The sequence below is a fragment of the Pelomonas sp. SE-A7 genome (assembly GCF_030345705.1).
GTDB lineage: Bacteria > Pseudomonadota > Gammaproteobacteria > Burkholderiales > Burkholderiaceae_C > JAUASW01.
The window spans coordinates 1,678,243-1,692,170 of sequence record NZ_JAUASW010000001.1 but is presented as its reverse complement, the minus strand read 5'-3'; the positions used below and the strand labels follow the sequence as shown (position 1 = coordinate 1,692,170).

Sequence of the window (13,928 nt, the reverse complement as noted above, 5' to 3'; positions counted from 1 at the left end):
GGTCAGGGCGGGCTTCAGACGTGGAAGTCGTCCAGCTTGGCACCCCCGGCGATGGCGGCTTTCAGCCACTTGGGCTGCAGACCACGACCACTCCAGGTTTCTCCGGTGGCCTTGTTGCGGTATTTCGCCGCAACCTTGCCGGTGCTTTTGCCCGTCTTGGCCGGACGGCTGTTCAGGTCGGCCATCGTCAGCCCATATTCGGACATCAGCGCCTTGACCTTGGCGATGGCATCGCTGCGCTCCTTATCCTTGGTCTCGGCAATTTGTTGGTCAAGCGCGGCGCGTTGCGCCAGCAGGTCTTTCAGCAGTGCCATGGTTGCATTTCCTCGCAGGTTATCAAGGACCAGCCCTCTGGTTTTTGCCGATTATAGGCAGGGGCCTGGTCGGGATTCTGCGGCGAATATACAACGAGCGTGCCGGACGTGCGGTATTACTTGAATCCGACCCGGTCCAGCATTTGCTGGACTTTGGGGAAATTCGCGCCCACCACGGAAATCGGAATGGTTTCGCTCTTGAAACTGCCGAGCGCTTCCAGCGCCGGGTTGGCCGGACGCAGGCCCGGCACCGCCGGCCATTCGTTGTTGCCATTCGCGAAATAGTTCTGGGCCTCGGCGCTCGAGAGATATTCCAGGAACTTGACGGCCGCCTCGCGGTTCTTGGCATGGCGCGCCACGGCGCCGCCGGCGATATTCACATGGGTGCCCCAGCTTTGCTGGTTGGGAAACACCACGCCGATCTTTTCAACGGCCTCGCGGTCATCGGACTTGCCCGAGCGCATCATGCGGGCCAGGTAATAGCTGTTGGTCAGCGCGATCTGGCATTCGCCGCTGGCCACGGCCTTGATCTGGTCGGTATCGCCGCCCTTGGGCGCGCGCGCCATATTGGCGACCATGCCCTTCAGCAGGGTTTCGGTGCGCTCGGCACCCAGGTGCTCGTACAGCGAGCCGAAAAGCGACAGGTTGTAGGGATGCGAGCCGGAGCGGGTGCAGAGCCGGCCATGGTTCTTCGGGTCGGCCAGGTCCTGGTAGGTCTGCACGTCGGCCTTCTTGACCGCCAGCTTGTTGTAGACGACCAGACGGGCACGGGTCGACAGGCCAAACCAGGCAGTGCCGGCCGCCGTGGGCGCGGAGCGCAGCTGGGCCGGGATGCGCTCTTCCAGGACCGCCGACTTGATAGCCAGGAACAGTCCTTCGGACTCGGCCTGCCAGAGGCGGGCGGCATCGACCAGCAGCACCACGTCGGCCGGGCTGGAGGCGCCCTCGCTCTTCAGGCGGGCCAGCAGGCCGGCGTCGTCGGTGTCCACCCGGTTGATCTTGATGCCGGTGGCCTTGGTGAAGTTGGCGTACAGGGCCTCGTCGGTCTGGTAGTGGCGAGCCGAGTAGAGGTTCAGCACCTGGTCCTGGGCAAAGGCCGTGGTGGCCGACAGGGCGAGGGCGGCGGCAGCCAGCAGGCTGCGACGGGCGAAGGACATGGAAACTCCGGGCCGGTTGGGGATGGCCCGGAGTCTAGCCTAAACAAGAATCGTTCTTATTTGATCGAGCTCAGGCCGACGGCGGCACATAGCCTGCCGGCTGCTCGGCGCCATCGCCGAAGAAGAACTGTTCCATCTGGCGGGCCAGATATTGGCGGGCGCGCTGATCAGCGAGGTTCAGACGGTTTTCGTTGACCAGCATGGTCTGGTGCTTCATCCATGCAGCCCAGGCTTCCTTGCTGACGCCTTCATAGATGCGCTTGCCCAGCTCGCCGGGGTAGGGGGCGAAATCCAGGCCTTCGCCTTCCTTCTTCAGATAAACGCATTGAACGGTGCGGGCCATGGCAAAACCTCGAATTCAGTGAGAGAGAACGGCGCGCACTGTAGCGCGCCCTTGAAAGCCCGGGACTCAGCCCAGCTTCTTGACCAGCACCTGCGAGCGCCGGTCCCAGTTGTATTTGCGCTTGCGCTCTTCGGGCAGCCAGTCGGGGTCGACCTGGGCGAAGCCGCGCTTGATGAACCAGTGCATGGTGCGCGTGGTCAGCACGAAGATGCTCGAAAGCCCCATGGCCTTGGCACGCTGCTCGACGCGCTTGAGGATGCGGTCGCCGTCGCCCTGGCCCTGGACGGCCGGCGAGACGGTCAGTGCCGCCATCTCGGCCGTCTTGGCTTCGACGTAGGGGTAGAGCGCCGCGCAGCCGAAGATCACGCCGTCGTGCTCGATCACCGTGTAGAGCTCGATGTCGCGCTCGATCTCGGTACGGTCGCGCTTGACCAGGGTGCCGTCGCGCTCGAAGGGCTCGATCAGGGCGATCACGCCGCCCACGTCGTCGCTGGTGGCCTCGCGCAGGCTCTCCAGCTTCTCGTCCACCACCATGGTGCCGATGCCATCGTGGGTGTAGACCTCCTGCAGCAGCGCGCCGTCCACGTTCAAGGGCAGGATGTGCGAGCGCTCGACGCCGGCCTCGCAAGCCCGCGCGCAATGCTGCAGGTAGAAGGCCACGTCGGTGGGCTGGGTCGGGCGGGGCAGGGCGGCCAGCATGCGCTTGGCATCGGCCAGGGCCAGCTCGGTGTCGATCGCGCTTTCCGGGTCGTCCGGCTTCTCGCGCACGCCCGGCACCTCGCAGACGAACAGCAGCTTGTCGGCCTGCAACGCAATGGCGGCGCTGGTGGCCACGTCTTCCATGGTCAGGTTGAAGGCCTCGCCGGTGGGCGAGAAGCCGAACGGCGAAAGCAGCACGATGGCGCCGGTGTCCAGGGCACGCTGGATGGCCGAGGCGTCCACCTTGCGGACTATGCCGCTGTGCTGGAAGTCGATGCCGTCGACGATGCCAACCGGCCGGGCGGTCAGGAAATTGCCCGAGACCACGCGCACGGTGGCGTTCGCCATTGGCGTGTTGGGCAGGCCCTGCGAGAACGCCGCCTCGATCTCGAAGCGCAACTGGCCGGCCGCCTCCTGGGCGCAGTCCAGGGCGATGGCATCGGTGATGCGCATGCCGTGGCTGTAGCGCGGCTCCTGGCCCTTGGCGCGGAGCTGCTCGTTGACCTGGGGTCGGAAGCCGTGGACCAGCACGATGTGGATGCCCATGGCATGCAGGATGGCCAGGTCCTGGACAAAGGCGTTGAGCTTGCCCGCCTCGACCAGCTCGCCGGTCATGCCGACGACGAAGGTCTCTCCTCGGTACGCATGGATATAGGGCGCGACGGAGCGAAACCAGGGGACGAAGGTATGGGGGAAGACCAGGCTCATGCGCGAATTGTGCCGCAGCGACTTCCCGGACTTGCGGTCGTCACAGGCTAGCGCGAGGATCGGCGCCTCCCCACCCCTCACCAGGAGCGAGACATCATGGATGCAATGAAGACCCACGGCGCTTTCAGCTGGTCCGAACTGATGACACCCAACCCCGGCGCCGCCGCCGAGTTCTACGGCAGCCTGTTCGGCTGGAAGCTGGAAACCATGGACATGCAGGGCGGCAAGTACACCGTGGCCAAGCTGGGCGAGCAGCCCATCGCCGGCATGATGGACAGCACGGCCTGCGGCGAGGGCGCGCCGCCCATGCCCACGGTCTGGGGTTGCTACGTCACCGTGGATAACGTGGACGAGACCATCGCCAAGTGCACGGCCCTGGGCGGCGCGGTGCTGATGCCGCCGATGGACGTGCCCACGGTCGGCCGCATGGCCTGCATCCGCGATCCGCAGGGAGCCACCATCAGCGTGATCACCTACGAGAGCCAGAAGGCCTGAGCGAGCCCGCTCGCGGGGCGCGGATAATCCGCGTCCCGTGAAAGACCAGACTTCCCCACCGCCGCGGCGCGAACCCAGGCCTCAGGGCCCTCGCCGCGAGCCCCGGCCGGCCGGCCGCACTGCGGCCCCGGCCAACCCGCTGCCCCCGATCGAGTTCCCAGAATCGCTGCCGGTATCGAGCCGGCGCGAGGAGATCATGCGGGCTGTGGCCGAACACCAGGTGGTAATCGTCTGCGGCGAGACCGGTTCGGGCAAGACCACGCAGCTGCCCAAGATCGCCCTGGCCCTGGGCCGGGGTCGCGCCAATGGCGGCGGCCTGATCGGCCACACCCAGCCGCGGCGCATCGCCGCCAGCAGCGTGGCCAAGCGCATCGCCGAGGAGCTGAAGACCCCGCTGGGCGAGGTGGTCGGCTACAAGGTCCGCTTCCAGGACCGGCTGCAGAGCGGCGCCTCGGTCAAGCTGATGACGGACGGCATCCTGCTGGCCGAGACGCAGACCGACCCGCTGCTCAAGGCCTACGACACCATCATCATCGACGAGGCCCACGAGCGCAGCCTCAACATCGACTTCCTGCTCGGCTACCTGCGCGAGATCCTGGCTCGCCGGCCCGATCTCAAGGTGATCGTCACCTCGGCCACCATCGATGCCGATCGCTTTGCCAACCACTTCGCCAGCGCCAAGGGGCCTGCGCCGGTCATCATGGTCTCGGGCCGGACCTTCCCGGTCGAGCAGCGCTACCGGCCGTTCGAGGAGAGCCGGGAGCGCGACGTCAATGACGCGATCTGCGACGCGGTGGACGAGCTCTGGCGCTCGGGCTCGGGCGACGTGCTGGTCTTCCTGCCTGGCGAGCGCGAGATCCGCGAGGCGGCCGAGGCGCTGCGCAAGCACCATCCGCCCGGCGTCGAGGTGCTGCCGCTGTTCGCCCGGCTGTCGCAGCAGGAGCAGGACCGCGTGTTCGAGGCCCATGGCCGGCCGCGCATCGTGCTGGCCACCAACGTGGCCGAGACCTCGCTGACGGTGCCGGGCATCCGCTACGTTGTCGACCCCGGCCTGGCGCGTGTCAAGCGCTACAGCTACCGCAACAAGGTCGAGCAGCTGCAGATCGAGCCCATCAGTCAGGCGGCGGCCAACCAGCGCGCCGGCCGCTGCGGCCGCGTGGCCAACGGCATCTGCATACGGCTCTACGAAGAAAAGGAATTCAACGAGCGGCCGCGCTTCACCGACCCCGAGATCCTGCGCAGCTCGCTGGCCGGCGTGATTCTGCGGATGAAGGCCCTGCACCTGGGCACGGTCGAGGACTTTCCCTTCATCGAGCCGCCACCGCGCAAGGCCGTGGCCGATGGCTACCAGCTGCTGGCCGAACTGGGCGCGGTGGACGAGCGCAACGAACTGACCGAGATGGGCCGCGAGCTGTCCAAGCTGCCGCTGGACCCGCGCGTGGGCCGCATGATCCTGGAAGCGCGCCAGCGTGATGCGCTGAGCGAAGTGCTGATCATCGCCAGCGCGCTCTCGGGCCAGGACGTGCGCGACCGGCCGATGGAGCAGCAGCAGGCCGCCGACGAGAAGCACAAGAAGTTCGACGACGAGAAGTCGGAGTTCATGGGCTATCTGAAGCTGTGGAAATGGCTGGGCGAATCGCGTGGCGGCGAGGGCGAGCACAAGCTCAGCAACCGCCGCCATGAGCAGCTGCTGCGCGACAACTTCGTCTCGCCGCGCCGCGTGCGCGAATGGCGCGACATCTACTCGCAGCTGCACACCGTCGTGGCCGAGCAGGGCTGGCGCATGAACGGCGCGGCCGCGACCTACGAGCAGGTTCATCTGTCCATGCTGGCCGGCCTGCTGGGCAATATCGGCCTCAAGGCCGATGACGACGACTGGTACCTGGGCGCGCGCGGCATCAAGTTCTGGCGCCATCCGGGCGCTCACCTGAGCAAGAAGCCAGGGCGATGGATAGTCGCGGCCGAGCTGGTCGATACGACGCGGCTGTTCGGCCGCGGCATCGCCGCCATCGAGCCGCAATGGCTGCCCGGCATCGCCGGCCATCTGCTGAAGACCCAGTTGGCCGAGCCGCACTGGGAGAAGAAGGCGGCCGAGGTGATTGCACTGGAGCGCGCCACGCTGTACGGCATCGTGATCTACAGCGGTCGCCGCGTGAACTTCGGCCGGATCGACCCGGTGGCGGCGCGCGAGATCTTCATCCGCGAATGCCTGGTCAACGGCGACTGGCCGGATGAGATGTTCCGCCGCCTGCCCTTCTTGGCCCACAACCAGAAGCAGGTGGCCAAGGTCGAGGAGCTGGAACACAAGTCGCGGCGCCAGGACGTGCTGGTCGACGAGGAGCTGATCCAAGCCTTCTACGACCAGCAGCTGCCGGCCGAGGTCTGCTCCGGCGCCTCGCTCGAGAAGTGGTACCGGCAGGCCAGCAAGGCCAACCCCAAGCTGCTGATGCTCAGCCGCGAGGAGCTGATGCGCCACGAGGCGGCCGGCATCACCAGCAATGCCTTCCCCAAGACGGTCCGCATGGGCGGGGTGGATTGCAAGGCCGAGTACCTGCACCAGCCGGGCGACGCGCGCGACGGCCTGACGGTGACCGTGCCCATCTATGCGCTTAATCAGGTCAGCGACGAGCGCTGCGAATGGCTGGTACCGGGCATGCTGGAGGCCAAGGTCATGGCCCTGGTCAAGAGCCTGCACCAGAAGCCGCGGGCCCGCCTGGTGCCGTTGCCCGACTATGTGGCCGAGTTCGTGGAGCTGAGCGAGTTTGGCCAGGGCAGCCTGGTCGAGGTGCTCCTGAAGTCGGTGCGCGAGCGCACCCAGCTGGCCATCCAGAAGAACGACTTCAAGCTGGAGCAGCTGCAGCCGCACCTGTTCATGAACTTCCGCATCGTCGACGAGCATGGCCGCCAGCTGGGCCAGGGCCGCAACCTGGCGGCCTTGAAGGCCGAGCTGGGCAGCCAGGCCCGTTCGGCCTTCCAGGCGCTGGCCGCGCTGAAGCTGCCGGCGGCTGCGCCTGCGCTGCCGCCGGTTGCCAAGGGCGGCATTCGAGCCGAGGTGATTGCGCCCAAGGCACCGGTCCGCGACGCCGCCACCGCCTACACGGCCTGGACTTTCGGCGAGCTGCCCGAGCTGATGGAAGTCAAGCGCGGCGCCCAGGCCCTGATCGGCTTTCCGGCCCTGATCGACAAGGGCGCCCATGTCGAGATCGAGGTGTTCGACGAACCCGAGGTCGCGACCGCCAAGCACCGGGTCGGCCTGCGCCGGCTCGTGGCTCTGCAGCTGAAGGAGCCGCTGAAGTACCTTGAGAAGAACATCCCGGATCTGCAGAAGATGGCCGTGGTCTACATGGCCCTGGGCACGGCCGAGGAGCTGCGCGACCAGATCATCGGCCTGGCACTGGACCGTGCTTTCCTGACCGATCCCTTGCCGACCGACGAGTTCGCCTTCAAGCGCTGCATAGAGGAGGGCCGCGCGCGCTTGAACCTGATCGCTCAGGAGGTGGCCCGCCTGGCCCTGCAGATCCTGCTGGACTACCAGGGCGCGGTCCGCAAGCTCAAGGACGCCCGGGCTCCCAAGGACGTGGCCGACGACATCACGGCCCAGCTGCAGCGACTGATTCCCAAGAACTTCGTCGCGGCCACGCCCTGGACCCAGGCCCAGCATTTGCCGCGCTACCTGAAGGCGATCACCGCACGGCTGGACAAGCTGCGCGCCGACTCGGCCCGCGATGCCAAGCTGATGTCGGAGCTGCGCCCGCTGGAGCAGCGCTACCAGCGCCGGGTGGCCGAGCTCAAGGGCCAGCACGACGCCCGCCTGGCCGACTTCCGCTGGCAGCTGGAGGAGCTGCGGGTCAGCCTGTTCGCCCAGGAGCTGAGGACGCCTCAGCCGGTGTCGGTCAAGCGCCTCGAGAAGGTGTGGGCTCAGCTGGCGGGCTGAATTCCTCACGCTATCGAAGCCAGTTCTCTCGATTGCCCTCTGCCTGGCCTCGTTCAAATAGAGCACACTCGAACCAATAGTTACCAACAAGACTTCGCACGTGTCCGAGACCTCCAGCGCTCCCACCGGCAACGGCCAGGCAGCCGCCCCCTTGCGTCGCTTCGGCCGCTTCGAGCTTCGCGCTCTCTTGAACAAGAGCATGCGCAGCATGCTGTGGCTGGTGTTCGACTCCCGCAGCAACCAGGAGATGCTGCTCTGCATGCCGCGCCAGGCGCCCAACAGCCCGGCGGCCATGGAGCATTGGATGAGCATGGCCCAGGCCGGCTCGCGGGTGCAGCATCCCAACCTGGGACATGTGGTCGAGGTCGGCCAGGTCGACCAATGGCCCTATCTGGCCTACGACCGGGCCCTGGGCGAGACCTTGGACGAGCGCCTGACCCGCCAGTGCAACCCGTTGCCGCTCGACGTGGCGCAATGGCTGGGGCAAGCGCTGGAAGGCCTGGCCTTTGCCCATGAAGCTGGCCATGCCCACCGGGACCTTCAGGCGGCCCATGTGGTCATGGACGCGGCTGGCCATGTGCGGGTGCTGGGCCTGGAGGTGGCGCAGGAGGTCTTCCCGGCCAACGTCGATTTCAATGCGGTGAGCCGCCGCGCGGTGCGCGAGTCGGCAGAGGAAGACGTGGTCTGCATGGGCCTGCTGCTGCACCGCTGCCTGGGCGGGCGTCAGGTGCTGGACCTGGCCGACCTGCATGAGATCGTGCAGCGCATGCAACCCCAGGGCATGGAGCTGGTGCGCCTGCCGTTCGAGACCCCGCATCCGATTCCTGCGCCGCTGCGTGCCATCGCGAACCGGGCAACGGCGGCTCAGGAGCGCCAGCGCTATCACAGCGCCAGGGTTTTCCTGCGCGCACTGGACGGCTGGCGCGCAGCGGCCTCGCAGGAACAAGGCGGGCCGGTCGCCACCATGATCGACCGTATTCAGCGCCTGGGCCACCTGCCAAGCACCAGCAGCAAGCTGGTCCACGTGGCCCAGTCCAGCTCCATGCAGGCCACCCACACGAGCGCGGTGGCGGCGATGATCCTGCAGGACATGGCGCTGTCGCTGGAGATGCTGCGCCGGGTCAACAATGCCTTGCGCATGCAGGGCAGCGGCGAGGGCACCGTGCTGAACATGCAGCGGGCCATCGCCATGCTTGGCCTCAATGGCGTCGAGCAGGCGGCCCGTTCGGTCAAGCAGTGGCCGGGCGTGGCGAACGAACAGAACGCCGCGCGCTTGCGCAGCCTGATGCAGAAGGTGCACCGTGCGGGCGAGATCTCTCAGGCCTTGCGGCCTGCCGGCTACGACGGCGACGTGGTCTACCTGATCTGCGTGCTGCAGAACCTGGGCAAGCTGCTGCTGCAGTACCACTTCCCGGACGATGCGCAGCAGATCAAGCAGCTGATGCAGCCCCCGGAGCCCACCGACACCAATCTCAACCCGGCCGGCATGACCGAGCAGGCCGCGGCCTATGCGGTGCTGGGCACCGATCTCGAAACCCTGGGCGCGGGGGTGGCGCGCTACTGGTCGCTGGGCGACGAACTGCTGCATATGATCCGGCGCCAGCCGGCCGACGCGCCGGTCCGGTCGGCCGAGTCTGATGCCGAGCTGCTGCGCCTGACCTGCAGCCTGGCCAATGAGCTGGTCGATGCGCTGTCCGGTCCCGAGGAGAAGCGCAAGGCCGGCGTCGAGCTCGCGACCCGGCGATACGCCCGCGTGCTGAGTCTCGGCCTGCGTGAAGTGATGCAGGCGCTGCAGCCGCCAGCAGCTGCGGGTGGCACCGTCGAGCCGGTGGCCCGCAGCGTCGCGGTGCCCGAGCCGGCGATCAAGGCGTCGGCGTTACGCAGCCGTGCGGCCGAGCCGTTCTCGGGTGGTGGACGATGAACACGACGCGTGGCGGTGGCGGCGTTGACTTCAACCCCGATACGCTGCCTCCGGAGATCGGGCGCTTTCGCCTGTTGCGCCGCCTGGGCGAGGGGGCGCAGGCCACGGTCTGGCTGGCTCATGATCCGCGGCTGGACCGCGACGTCGCGCTCAAGCTGCTGCGACCCGGTACCGACCAGAGCAGCGTCGATCAATGGCTGCACGAGGCCCGCGCGGTCAGCCGCTTGAACCATTCCAACATCGTCCCGGTGTTCGAAGCCGACGTGCAGGACGGCAAGCCCTACCTCGTGTTCGAGTACGTGGCCGGCGAGACCCTCGGCGAGCGCCTGCGCGACAAGGGCCGAATGACCGCGCGCGATGCCGTCGAGATGGTGCTGGGCGTGCTGGATGCGCTGCAGACCGCGCATGCTGCCGGCGTGGTGCATCGTGATCTCAAGCCCAGCAATATCCTGATCGATGCCAAGGGCCGGCCGCGGGTGATGGACTTCGGCATTGCGGCCCGCGTCAGCGATGCCGGAAAGCCGCAGCGCATAGTCGGCACCCCGGGCTACATCTCGCCCGAGGCGGCTCGCGGCGAGGCGCCGGCGCCGGTCATGGATGTGTTCGCAGCGGCGGTGATGCTGGCGGAGATGCTGTCGGGCCTGCGGCTCAACAGCGACCCGGATCCCTGGAAGGCCGTGCGGCGGGTTACGGAACAAGAGTTGCAGCTGCCGACCGGCTTGGCGGCCGACGTGGACGACGCGCTGCGCGCCATCGTGCAGCGTGGCCTGGCCCGCGACGGCAAGTCGCGCTGGCCTACGGCCAAGGCCATGCACGAGGCCCTGGTTGAATGGCTGCATCCCACGGCACAGGCGGCGAGCGATGGCGGCGACATGGCGGCGCTGGAGTTCCTGCTGCGCCGCATGCGGCACAAGAGCGACTTTCCGGCGATGTCGGATTCGATCACGCGCATCCAGCGGCTGACCGCGTCCGAGAACGAAAGCCTTGCCAATCTGTCCAACGAGATCCTCAAGGACGTGGCCCTGACCCACAAGCTGCTTCGCATGGTCAACACCGCGCATTTCAGCCATGCGGGGGGAGGCAGCATCTCCACGGTTTCACGCGCCGCGGCGTTGATAGGCTTTGCTGGCATTCGCAACCTGGCACTGTCTCTGATCGTGCTGGAGCGCATGGAGAACAAGGCCCATGCCCAGCAGTTGCGCGAGGAGTTCCTTCGCTCGCTGATGGCAGCCTCGCTGGCGCGCGAACTGGCGCCCAACTCGCGTGAGAGCGAGGAAGCCTTTCTCTGTGCCATGTTCCAGACCCTGGGGCGATCGCTGACCGAGTTCTATTTCCCCGAGGAAGCGCAGCAGGTGCGGCGCCTGGTGCGCGCCGAGCGCCAGAACAACGCGCCACCGGTCAGCGAGACGACGGCCTCGATCCAGGTGCTGGGCTTGAGCTACGAGCAACTGGGTCTGGGGGTGGCTCGTCAATGGGGGCTGCCCGAGGTGCTGCAGCGTTCGATGCGCCGGCCGGAGGGCGAGCCACCGACCAAGCTGCTCGACAGCCCGGTCGAGCGCCATCGCTGGCTGGCTCGCGCCGCCAACGATGTGGCCGACCTGATCTTGCAGAGTGATCCGGCTGAGGCCCATGCCAAGGTTCGGGCCATGGCCCAGCGCTATGCACGTGCCCTGGGCGTTACGGCCGACGCCTTTGATCAGGCGGCTGACCAAGCGCGCCAGAAACTGTCGCAGCTGGCCGTGGCCATGGACATCCTGCCGGCCAAGAATTCACCGGCCCAGAGGCTGCTGGCGCCGCTGACGCCGGCACCCAGCGACTCGCTGTCGCCGCACCAGCTGCAGGCCACGTTCGAATCGACCCAGGTGATCGAGCCGCCGCAATCGCGCGAGCAGATCGCCCAGGTGCTGGCGGCCGGCATCCAGGACATCACGGATGCCATGGTCGAGAGCGTCAAGCTCAATGAGATCCTGCGCATGGTGCTGGAGACCATGTACCGTGGCCTGGGCTTCCGCCGCGTGGTGTTCTGTCTGCGGGATGCGCGCACCGAAACATTGACCGGCCGCTTCGGCCTGGGCGAGGGCGTCGAGGTCGTCGTCCCTCAGTTCAAGGTTGCCTTGAAGCTATCGGCCGGCAGCTTGCCCGATTTGTTCAGTGCCGTGGCCCTGAAGGGGGCCGACACGCTGATCGCGGACGCCTCGCAGGGCAGCATCGCCGAGCGACTGCCGGCGTGGCACCGCGAACATCTGCGGGCCGGCAGTTTCCTGCTGCTGCCGATGTCGCTCAAGGGCGCGCCCTTTGCGTTGATCTATGCCGACAAGCCCGAGCCCGGCAGCATCGACCTGGGGGAGAAGGAGCTCTCGCTCTTGCGCACGCTCCGCAACCAGGCAGTGATGGCCTTCCGACAGGCCAGTTGAGACCGGCCTGCCGTTGCTTCATGCTCAGTGGCCGCGGTCGTAGCGGTCGTGGTGATTGTGGTGGCGATGGTGGCGCTCCGGCAGGATGATGCAGCCGCTGAGCGAGACAGCCAGCAAGGTGGCGACGATGGCAAGCAGGGTGCGGCGCGGCTTCATGATGCAAGGGCCTCCAGGGCGTTGAACATGAGCTGGCAACGCGGTGCGACGCGCAGACGAGGACCCGCGGCATCGACTCTTACGAAGCGATACATCCGCGGATGCTGAAAGTGAGGGGAGGTTGACGAGCCTTACCCCCGGCACTGGTCACAACGGCTAGGGCTGCTTGGTTCCCCACCTGACCCGGTTGGCCGCGCTTCCATGCGAGGAGGCCCGTCAGCGCGCATTGTAAGCGAGGACTCGAGGTCCTCCCGGCGAGCTCAGCCAACCAGCAGGCCTTGCCGCGTATAGGCCGCGGCCATTGCGTAGGCCAGGGCCAGCACGCCGGCGCCATAGCCCAGGGCCCGCTGGGGATTCAGGCTGAACGCCAGGTGCGAGGCTGCGAAATAGGCCAGCAACGCAATCAGCTTGCCGAGCAGCCAGCCATCGCGCGGAATGCTGTAGTAGAGCGACCCCCAAAGACTCAGGCCGGTGATGATCATCAGCGTGTTGGCGCCGAAGGCAATCAGCATCATTGCGCCGTCCTTGGCCGCACCGTAGCCCAGCTGATAGGCCAGACCACGCACGATGAAGAGGCCCAGCGTGACCCAGGCCATGACGACGTGGATCTTCAGGATCTGTGGATAGAACCAGTCCATGGGGACGGGCTCCCGCTCAGCGCAGCTGCAGGTCGTCGTCGCTGAAACGGATGTTCAGCGGTTCGATCAGCAGCTGCTTGGTGCCGGCTTCCAGCGAGCCGGCCACCCAGGCCTCGATGCCGCAGGCCTTGGAGATTTCGACCGTCTTCTCGGCCTGGTCGGCCGGCACGAAGATCGCGAAGCCGGCGCCCATGTTCAGCGTGGAATAGGCCTCGCGGTCGTCCTGCTTGGCATGCTGCTGCATGAACTTCAGCACCGGCGTCACCGGCGGCACCGTGTGGATGCGGTAGGTGAACTGGCCCGGATGGCGCAGCAGCTTGCGCCAGCCATGGCCGGTGATGTTGGCGCAGTAGTGCGGGGTGATGCCGGCCTTGAACAAGGCCTCGGTGACCGGCGAATACAGCACGGTCGGGGCCAGCAGCGCCTCGCCATACGTGAGGCCAGGTTCAATTTCGGTCAGGTAGCCGTTGGGCAGGCGCTCGACCAGCTTGCGCGCCAGCGAAAGGCCGTTGGCATGGATGCCGCTGGAGGCCAGCAGCACGATGGCATCGCCGGGGCCCAGCTTGTCGCCGACCGACAGGCGCGACTTGGGATTGATCAGGCCGGTGCAGGAGGCGGCCAGGTCGATGCGGCCTTCTTCGACGATGCCGGCTAGGGCCGGCGTCTCGCCGCCCCCCCAGGCCACCTGGCAGGTGTCGCAGGCCTTCTTCCAGCCTTCGACCAGGGCCTGGGCGCGCAGTTTGTCACCGAACCAGTCCGAGCCGCCGGCGGCCCAGTAGGCCTGCACCACCAGCGGCGTGGCGCCGACCGTGATCAGGTCGTTGATGGCCATGGCGATGGTGTCCTGGGCAATGCCGGCGTAGAAGCTCTTGCCGGTCAGCTTGGACATCTCGTCGGCCACAAGGGTCTTGGTGCCCAGGCATTCGACGATGGAGGCCAGGTAGAACGGGCCCACGTCCACCACATAGGCCGACTCGCCGCGCGAGGCCGGCACTTCCGAGAAGCCATGGCCGCCCAGGTGGGCACCGGTGGCAGCGGCCGCACGCTGGGCGGCGATCTTCAGCGGGTCGATCAGGTCGTAATTGACACCGGCTTGCTCGTAGCTGAGGGTGTCTGGCGAGGAGGGGGCATGGGTGCTCATGGCCGGGG

General features: G+C 67.1%; 11 protein-coding genes and 1 other RNA gene. 4 read left to right on the top strand and 8 right to left on the bottom strand.

Annotated features, from left to right (window positions below):
• Positions 1–14: 14 nt before the first annotated feature.
• The 4 genes from QT382_RS07705 to argA all read right to left on the bottom strand — a co-directional run bounded on the left by QT382_RS07705 (position 15) and on the right by argA (position 3,221).
• A complete protein-coding gene (locus QT382_RS07705) occupies positions 15–314 on the bottom strand; it encodes an H-NS histone family protein (protein WP_289253448.1) in 300 nt (99 codons plus the stop codon).
• A 116-nt stretch (positions 315–430) separates the two neighbouring features.
• Positions 431–1,471 (bottom strand): extracellular solute-binding protein, encoded by a 1,041-nt coding sequence (locus QT382_RS07700; RefSeq protein ID WP_289253447.1) that lies wholly within the window; start codon positions 1,469–1,471, stop codon positions 431–433.
• A gap of 70 nt (positions 1,472–1,541) precedes the next feature.
• Positions 1,542–1,814, bottom strand: coding sequence for an oxidative damage protection protein (locus tag QT382_RS07695; RefSeq protein ID WP_289253446.1), 273 nt, complete (start codon positions 1,812–1,814; stop codon positions 1,542–1,544).
• A 66-nt stretch (positions 1,815–1,880) separates the two neighbouring features.
• A complete protein-coding gene (gene argA / locus QT382_RS07690; protein WP_289253445.1) occupies positions 1,881–3,221 on the bottom strand; it encodes an amino-acid N-acetyltransferase in 1,341 nt (446 codons plus the stop codon).
• Between the two features lie 96 nt (positions 3,222–3,317).
• Between argA and QT382_RS07685 the strand changes: the two genes are divergently transcribed.
• From QT382_RS07685 to QT382_RS07670, 4 genes are all read left to right on the top strand, one after another.
• The gene (locus QT382_RS07685; protein WP_289253444.1) at positions 3,318–3,716 is read left to right on the top strand and encodes a VOC family protein; all 399 of its coding nucleotides are present in this window, start codon (positions 3,318–3,320) and stop codon (positions 3,714–3,716) included.
• A gap of 37 nt (positions 3,717–3,753) precedes the next feature.
• Positions 3,754–7,650: an ATP-dependent RNA helicase HrpA gene (gene hrpA / locus QT382_RS07680; RefSeq protein WP_289253443.1), complete on the top strand. Its 3,897-nt coding sequence runs from the start codon at positions 3,754–3,756 to the stop codon at positions 7,648–7,650.
• Between the two features lie 100 nt (positions 7,651–7,750).
• Positions 7,751–9,571 (top strand): serine/threonine protein kinase, encoded by a 1,821-nt coding sequence (locus QT382_RS07675; RefSeq protein ID WP_289253442.1) that lies wholly within the window; start codon positions 7,751–7,753, stop codon positions 9,569–9,571.
• Positions 9,568–11,985, top strand: coding sequence for a serine/threonine protein kinase (locus QT382_RS07670; RefSeq protein ID WP_289253441.1), 2,418 nt, complete (start codon positions 9,568–9,570; stop codon positions 11,983–11,985). Before QT382_RS07675 ends, QT382_RS07670 begins: the two co-directional genes overlap by 4 nt.
• A gap of 24 nt (positions 11,986–12,009) precedes the next feature.
• On the opposite strand, the gene QT382_RS07665 is transcribed toward QT382_RS07670, so the two are convergent.
• The 4 genes from QT382_RS07665 to QT382_RS07650 all read right to left on the bottom strand — a co-directional run bounded on the left by QT382_RS07665 (position 12,010) and on the right by QT382_RS07650 (position 13,920).
• A complete protein-coding gene (locus QT382_RS07665) occupies positions 12,010–12,141 on the bottom strand; it encodes a hypothetical protein (RefSeq protein ID WP_289253440.1) in 132 nt (43 codons plus the stop codon).
• A gap of 120 nt (positions 12,142–12,261) precedes the next feature.
• An RNA gene (gene ffs / locus QT382_RS07660) (signal recognition particle sRNA small type) lies at positions 12,262–12,359 on the bottom strand.
• Between the two features lie 42 nt (positions 12,360–12,401).
• Positions 12,402–12,779: a SirB2 family protein gene (locus QT382_RS07655; protein ID WP_289253439.1), complete on the bottom strand. Its 378-nt coding sequence runs from the start codon at positions 12,777–12,779 to the stop codon at positions 12,402–12,404.
• 16 nt (positions 12,780–12,795) lie between these two features.
• Positions 12,796–13,920, bottom strand: a complete 1,125-nt coding sequence (locus tag QT382_RS07650; protein ID WP_289253438.1) for an AIR synthase-related protein — start codon at positions 13,918–13,920, stop codon at positions 12,796–12,798.
• Between the last annotated feature and the right edge of the window lie 8 nt (positions 13,921–13,928).

What these genes read in the sequence shown, in the direction of transcription:
- QT382_RS07655 (WP_289253439.1), bottom strand. Translation starts at nt 12,779, where the DNA reads ATGGACTGGTTCTATCCACAGATCCTGAAGATCCACGTCGTCATGGCC.
- QT382_RS07700 (WP_289253447.1), bottom strand. Translation starts at nt 1,471, where the DNA reads ATGTCCTTCGCCCGTCGCAGCCTGCTGGCTGCCGCCGCCCTCGCCCTG.
- argA (WP_289253445.1), bottom strand. Translation starts at nt 3,221, where the DNA reads ATGAGCCTGGTCTTCCCCCATACCTTCGTCCCCTGGTTTCGCTCCGTC.
- QT382_RS07670 (WP_289253441.1), top strand. Translation starts at nt 9,568, where the DNA reads ATGAACACGACGCGTGGCGGTGGCGGCGTTGACTTCAACCCCGATACG.
- QT382_RS07695 (WP_289253446.1), bottom strand. Translation starts at nt 1,814, where the DNA reads ATGGCCCGCACCGTTCAATGCGTTTATCTGAAGAAGGAAGGCGAAGGC.
- QT382_RS07650 (WP_289253438.1), bottom strand. Translation starts at nt 13,920, where the DNA reads ATGAGCACCCATGCCCCCTCCTCGCCAGACACCCTCAGCTACGAGCAA.
- QT382_RS07665 (WP_289253440.1), bottom strand. Translation starts at nt 12,141, where the DNA reads ATGAAGCCGCGCCGCACCCTGCTTGCCATCGTCGCCACCTTGCTGGCT.
- QT382_RS07685 (WP_289253444.1), top strand. Translation starts at nt 3,318, where the DNA reads ATGGATGCAATGAAGACCCACGGCGCTTTCAGCTGGTCCGAACTGATG.
- QT382_RS07705 (WP_289253448.1), bottom strand. Translation starts at nt 314, where the DNA reads ATGGCACTGCTGAAAGACCTGCTGGCGCAACGCGCCGCGCTTGACCAA.